General features: G+C 67.1%; 6 protein-coding genes. 1 reads left to right on the forward strand and 5 read right to left on the reverse strand.

Translation table 11 applies throughout. The features are described from left to right. A partial coding sequence (locus tag M529_RS31885; RefSeq protein ID WP_021317316.1) for an amidase family protein occupies positions 1–712 on the forward strand: 712 nt, incomplete at its 5' end. Here the strand turns inward: M529_RS31885 and M529_RS31890 are convergent. The 5 genes from M529_RS31890 to rpsM all read right to left on the reverse strand — a co-directional run bounded on the left by M529_RS31890 (position 696) and on the right by rpsM (position 5620). Next, complete coding sequence (locus M529_RS31890) at positions 696–2864, reverse strand: prolyl oligopeptidase family serine peptidase (RefSeq protein WP_021317317.1); 2169 nt, start codon at positions 2862–2864, stop codon at positions 696–698. The genes M529_RS31885 and M529_RS31890 overlap by 17 nt on opposite strands. 100 nt (positions 2865–2964) lie before the next feature. Further along, a complete protein-coding gene (gene rplQ, locus M529_RS31895) occupies positions 2965–3390 on the reverse strand; it encodes a 50S ribosomal protein L17 (RefSeq protein WP_021317318.1) in 426 nt (141 codons plus the stop codon). A gap of 176 nt (positions 3391–3566) precedes the next feature. After that, a complete protein-coding gene (locus tag M529_RS31900) occupies positions 3567–4628 on the reverse strand; it encodes a DNA-directed RNA polymerase subunit alpha (RefSeq protein WP_031294729.1) in 1062 nt (353 codons plus the stop codon). Between the two features lie 121 nt (positions 4629–4749). After that, positions 4750–5139 carry a 30S ribosomal protein S11 gene (gene rpsK / locus M529_RS31905; RefSeq protein ID WP_004208752.1) on the reverse strand — a complete coding sequence of 130 codons (390 nt, stop codon included), beginning with the start codon at positions 5137–5139 and terminating at the stop codon, positions 4750–4752. 112 nt (positions 5140–5251) lie between these two features. Beyond that, positions 5252–5620: a 30S ribosomal protein S13 gene (rpsM, locus tag M529_RS31910; protein ID WP_021236987.1), complete on the reverse strand. Its 369-nt coding sequence runs from the start codon at positions 5618–5620 to the stop codon at positions 5252–5254. Positions 5621–5961 lie beyond the last annotated feature (341 nt).

Below are 5961 nucleotides of genomic sequence, written 5' to 3' on the forward strand. Positions count from 1 at the left end.
GCCCGAACTGCTCGCCCGCTTCGACGCGGCGCTGGCCGTGCTGCGCGGCGCGGGGGCGGAGCTCGTCGAGGTGAAGAAGCCGCCGATGGAGGGCATGTCGGCGGCGAGCTATGAGGTGCTGCAGTTCGAGTTCAAGGCGGACGTCACCGCCTATCTCGTGTCCACCCGGCCCGAGCAGGTGCAAAGCCGCACCCTCGCGGACCTCATCGCCTTCGACGAAGCGCACAAGGACGGCGAGATGCCGCTGTTCGGACAGGACATCTTCGCCATGGCGCAGGCGAAGGGCGGGCTCGACGATCCGGCCTATCGCGCGGCGCGGGAGAAGTCGTTGCGCCTCGCCGGCAAAGAAGGGATCGACGCGATGCTGGCGGCTGACCGGCTCGACCTACTGGTGACGGTCAGCTACGGCCCGGCCTGGCCGTCCGACACGGTCTGGGGCGACCAGTATGAGGGGCCGAGCGGCTCCACCAGCCCCGCCGCCATCGCCGGCTATCCGCACCTGACCGTGCCGATGGGGCTGGTGCGCGGTCTGCCGGTGGGTTTGAGTTTCATCGGCGCGGCCTTTTCCGAGCAGACGCTACTCAACGCCGGCCTTGCCTATGAGCAGGCGGCGGGCATCCGCCAGAAGCCCGACTTCCGGCCGACGGTCGATACGGGGCCGGAGCTGGAAGGGGCGGCGGGCGGCGGCCAGTCGCCTATGGCTTCGCGCTGATCTTCAACCCGGTGAAATGGGCCAGGAAGGCGTAGCTGTCGGCATATTCGTCGATCAGCTTGTCGATCGGCTTGCCCGCGCCGTGTCCGGTGCGACTTTCGACGCGCAGCAGATGGGGCTTGTCGCCGATCTGCGCCGCCTGGAGCGCGGCGGCATATTTGAAGCTGTGCGCGGGCACGACGCGGTCGTCGCTGTCGCCGGTCGTCACCAGGATGGCGGGATAATCCTTGCCGCCCAGAATGTTGTGATAGGGCGAATAGCCGTAGAGCAACGGGAAATCCGCCGCCTTCCCCGGCGATCCATAATCGTCCACCCAGTAGCGCCCGGCCGTGAACCGGTCGAAGCGCAGCATGTCCATGACGCCGACGGCCGGCAGTGCCGCGGCGAAGAGGTCCGGCCGCTGATTCACCACCGCGCCGACCAGCAGGCCGCCGTTGGACCGCCCCTCGATCGCCAGCCCGTCCTGCGGCGTGTAGCCGTTCGCCTTCAGATATTCGGCCGCGGCGATGAAGTCGTCGAATACATTCTGCTTGTTGGCGCCACGCCCCGCCTCGTGCCAGGCCTTGCCGAACTCGCCGCCGCCGCGCAGGTTCGCGATCGCATAGGCGCCCCCTTGCTCCAGCCACGCCATGCGCACCGCCGAATAGCCGGGGGTCAGTGCGATGTTGAACCCGCCATAGCCGTAGAGGATCGTCGGCGCCGCGATCGCCCCGTCGGCCAGGACGCGCTTGCGGATGATCGTCATGGGGATGCGCGTGCCGTCCTTCGACGGGTAGCTGACCTGTTCGATCCCGTAGTCGTCGGGGTTAAAGGGCAGTTCCGGCCGGGCGAACAGCTGATATTGCAGCGTCGCGGTGTCGAAGCGGTAGATGCTGGGCGGCGTGGTGAAGCCGGAGAAGCTGAAGAAGGTTTCCGGGTCGCCGTCCCGCCCCCCGAAGCCCGCTGCGGTGCCGAGGCCGGGCAGCGGCACATCGCTCACCTTGCGTCCGTCAAGCTCCACCACTTCGGCCACCGTTTCGGCCTCGGTCATATAGGCCAGGATCATCCGGGCGCCGACCAGCGACCCGCCCGCCAGCGTCTCCTTGCGTTCGGCCACGATCGGCCGGGGCGACCGGCGCGGCCGGCGGGCGTCGAGCGCCACCACGCGCATGCGGGGCGCATATTGGTCGGTCAGGAAATAGAGGGTGGATCCCTGGCTGCCGATCAGCCGCCAGTCATTCGTCCGGTCGCGCGTGAGGGTGCGCACGCGCGGCGCGTCCCCCGTCAGTTCCGCGACATGGAGTGCGCGTCGGGGATCGATCCCTTCGTACGAACTGATGATCAGCCAGCGGCCGTCGGCCGTCACCTGCGCGGTGTGGCTCAGCGCAGGCTGGTCGGGGGTGGCGTAGATCAGGCGATCGGCGTCCTGCGGCGTACCGATGCGGTGATACCAGAGCTGTTGTCCGATGCTGGCCGACAGAGGCGCCGTGCCTCCGTCCGGTGCGGGAAAGCGCGAGTAGAAAAACCCCTCACCGCGTCCGTCCCAGGCCGTCTGGGAAAACTTCACCCAGTCTATCCGGTCGTCCAGGGTCCGTCCGGTCTCCACGTCGAGCACCCTGAGCGTGCGCCAGTCGCTTCCCGCTTCCTGCATCGCGTAGGCGAGGTAACGGCCATCGGGAGAGGGGACCCATTCGGCGAGCGCCGTCGCGCCGTCCCCGGCCCAGTCATTGGGATCGAGCAGCAGCCGGTCGTCCCCCGTCAGCCCTTCGCGGACATAAAGGGGGGTCTGGTTCTGCAGGCCCTTGTTATAGCCGTAGAAATAACGCTGCCCCGCCTTGCGCGGGATGGTGTAGCGGCCGTGCGAGAAGAGCGCCTGCATCCGCTGCTTGAGCGCCTCGCGCCCCGGCAGGGCGTCCAGATAGCGGCGGGAGAGGGCGTTCTCCTCCGCCACCCAGTCGCGGACCGCCGGGTCGCTGCGCAGGTCGTTTTCCAGCCAGCGATAGGGATCGGCGACCTTTACCCCGAAATGATCCTCGACCAGGTCGAGCCGCGGCGTCGCGGGATAGCGCAGCCCATCGCCGCGCGCGTCGATCGCCGCCGCATCGGGCGTAGCGCTGGCGGGCATGCCCGCGAGCGCAAGCAGCAGCGCTGTCAGCAGGGCGGGAACGCGCATCCTCTCAGGCCTTGTCTTGTCATGCGAAACGGGCCGCGGCTCTTATCAAGCCGCGGCCCGTTCGAAAAGCGTCCGATCCGATGGGAGCGGATCTAGATCATCAAGCCGCTTCGAACGCGTCCTCGTCGGCGCCCTGCACCGGGCCGGAATCCTGGCCCTTGGCATCGGTGTCGCGATCGACCAGTTCGATGATCGCGACCGGCGCGGCGTCCGACGCACGATAGCCGGCCTTGATGATGCGGGTGTAGCCGCCGTTGCGGTCCTTGTAACGCTCGGCCAGAACGTCGAACAGCTTGGTCAGCTGCACGTCGTCCTGAAGGCGCGACTGGGCCAGGCGACGGTTCGACAGGCCACCCTTCTTGGCGAGGGTGATGAGCTTCTCGACGTAAGGACGCAGTTCCTTCGCCTTGGCCGACCCGGTCAGGATCTGCTCATGCTTGATGAGCGAGGCGGCGAGGTTGCGGAGCAGCGCGGTGCGATGCCCGGCGCTGCGCTGCAGCTTGCGATGACCAACCTTGTGACGCATGTCTTCTTCCTTCGTTCGTTAAGGGCCCGTGTAAGGTAGCCCAGACCAGGCGGTGTTAGGGGCCACCGCCCAAAGCCCGTGCCTAAAAAGCAGGCAAAGTTCACACCGTTCCAGAGCGCGGAAATCCGCCGGTCCGGCGATCATTTCCCTCCGGGCGAACCCGGAGGGGCAGGGGATCAGCCCAGCAGCTCCTGTTCGAGCTTCTTGGCCATTTCCTCGATATTCTCCGGCGGCCAGCCGGGGATGTCCATGCCCAGGCGCAGGCCCATGGACGAGAGCACTTCCTTGATCTCGTTCAGCGACTTGCGGCCGAAATTGGGTGTACGGAGCATCTCGGCCTCGGTCTTCTGGACCAGGTCGCCGATGTAGATGATGTTGTCGTTCTTGAGGCAGTTGGCCGAACGCACCGACAGCTCCAGCTCGTCCACCTTCTTGAGCAGGTAGCGGTTGATGGTGTTGGTGTCGCTCTCGCCCTCGGCAGAGGCCGAAGCAGCGACGCCGGCCGCCGGGGCGGCGCTGGGCAGCGCGTCCTCGAAGTGGACGAACAGCTGGAGCTGGTCCTGCAGGATGCGCGCGGCATAGGCCACCGCGTCCTCGGGCGTCACCGTGCCGTCGGTCTCGACGGTCAGGCTCAGCTTGTCATAGTCCAGTTCCTGGCCGACGCGGGTGTTGTCCACCTTGTAGGCGACCTGGCGCACGGGCGAGTAGAGCGCGTCGACCGGGATCAGGCCGATCGGCGCATCGGCCGGGCGGTTGGCGACGGCGGGGACATAGCCCTTGCCGACGTCCGCGGTCAGCTCCATGTTGAGCGTCGCGCCCTGGTCCAGGTGGCAGATCACCAGATTGGGGTTCATCACCTCGATATCGCCGGTGACAGCGATGTCGCCGGCCTTCACCTCGGCCGGACCGGTGGCGGACAGCTGCAGGCGCTTGGGCCCGTCGCCTTCCATCTTCAGCGCGACCTGCTTGATGTTCAGGACGATGTCGGTCACGTCCTCGCGCACGCCGGCGAGGCTCGAGAATTCGTGCAGGACGTTCTCGATCTTGATCGATGTGACCGCCGCGCCCTGGAGCGAGGAGAGAAGAACCCGGCGCAGCGCGTTGCCGAGCGTCAGGCCGAAGCCGCGCTCCAGCGGTTCGGCGACGAAGGTCGCCTTGCGCCTGCCGTCGCCCGCGGCCTTGATCTCGAGCGAGTTGGGCTTCTTCAATTCCTGCCAGTTCTTCATGTTGACAGTCATGTAATTCCCCTGGGGATGTGGCTGGAACGCTCGATATCCTGGACCCGACAGGACGTTCCGGCCGATGCAGACGGGTAGAACGGGCGACGCGTCCGCCGCCCGTGTGCCGTGCAGCCGGTCGTTAGACGCGGCGGCGCTTGGACGGACGCACGCCGTTGTGCGGGATGGGCGTCACGTCGCGGATGGAGGTGATGTGGAAACCCACGGCCTGCAGGGCGCGAAGGGCGGATTCACGGCCCGAACCGGGCCCCTTCACCTCGACCTCCAGCGTGCGCACGCCGTGCTCGGCGGCCTTGCGGCCCGCGTCCTCGGCGCAGACCTGCGCGGCATAGGGGGTCGACTTGCGGCTGCCCTTGAAGCCCATCATGCCGGCCGAGGACCAGCTGATCGCATTGCCCTGGGCGTCGGTGATGGTGACCATGGTGTTGTTGAAGCTGGCGTTCACATGCGCGACGCCGGCCGAGATGTTCTTGCGCTCGCGCCGCTTGATGCGCTGGGGTTCGCGTGCCATTTTTCTGCTCTTCCTACAAAATCTGCTAAGCCTAGGCTGTGCCCAAAGAAGGGCTGCCTCCGGCGGAGTAAGGCTGAAAACAGTCCCCCGGACTGTTTTCCGGGCGCCTTACTTACTTCTTCTTGCCGGCGATCGGCTTTGCCTTGCCCTTGCGGGTGCGCGCATTGGTGTGCGTGCGCTGGCCGCGGACCGGCAGGCCCTTGCGATGACGCAGGCCGCGATAGCAGGCGAGGTCCATCAGGCGCTTGATGTTCATCGCGGTTTCGCGGCGCAGGTCGCCCTCGACGGTCAGGTCGGAGTCGATCGTCTCGCGGATCTGCAGCACCTCGGCGTCGCTGAGGTCCTGGACGCGGCGGCTGTGGTCGATACCCAGCTTGTCGGCGATGTCCACCGCGGTCTTGCGACCGATGCCGTGGATGTAGGTGAGCGCGATGATCACGCGCTTGTTGGTCGGGATGTTGACACCCGCAATACGTGCCATGGTAATGTAGTCTCCTGCTCCACGGGGCGGTTGGCGCCACCCCATCTCAAAGCGTCCGGGCCGCTTTCCCCGGCAGGGGCAGGGCGGCCATGGTCCTGGCCCCGGACGCAAAAAAGACGGCCGGTGCCGATTGCACCGCCGCTCTCCAGCGTGTTGGGGAGCGAGCCCCTTACCGATTCGGCCGGAACGTGTCAACCGCGCGGCGCCCGTTTGCGCCGCGTCGTGGCGCTGCCGTTTCGTCTTGAGCCGTCGCTCGCGCTCGGGCAAGGAAGCGCGATGCGCCTCACCCCGTCCGCCCTCGCCGCCGCGCCCTGCCTGGTCCTGCTTGCCTCCTGCGTCGG

This window comes from Sphingobium ummariense RL-3, assembly GCF_000447205.1.
In the GTDB taxonomy this organism is placed as follows: Bacteria; Pseudomonadota; Alphaproteobacteria; order Sphingomonadales; family Sphingomonadaceae; genus Sphingobium; species Sphingobium ummariense.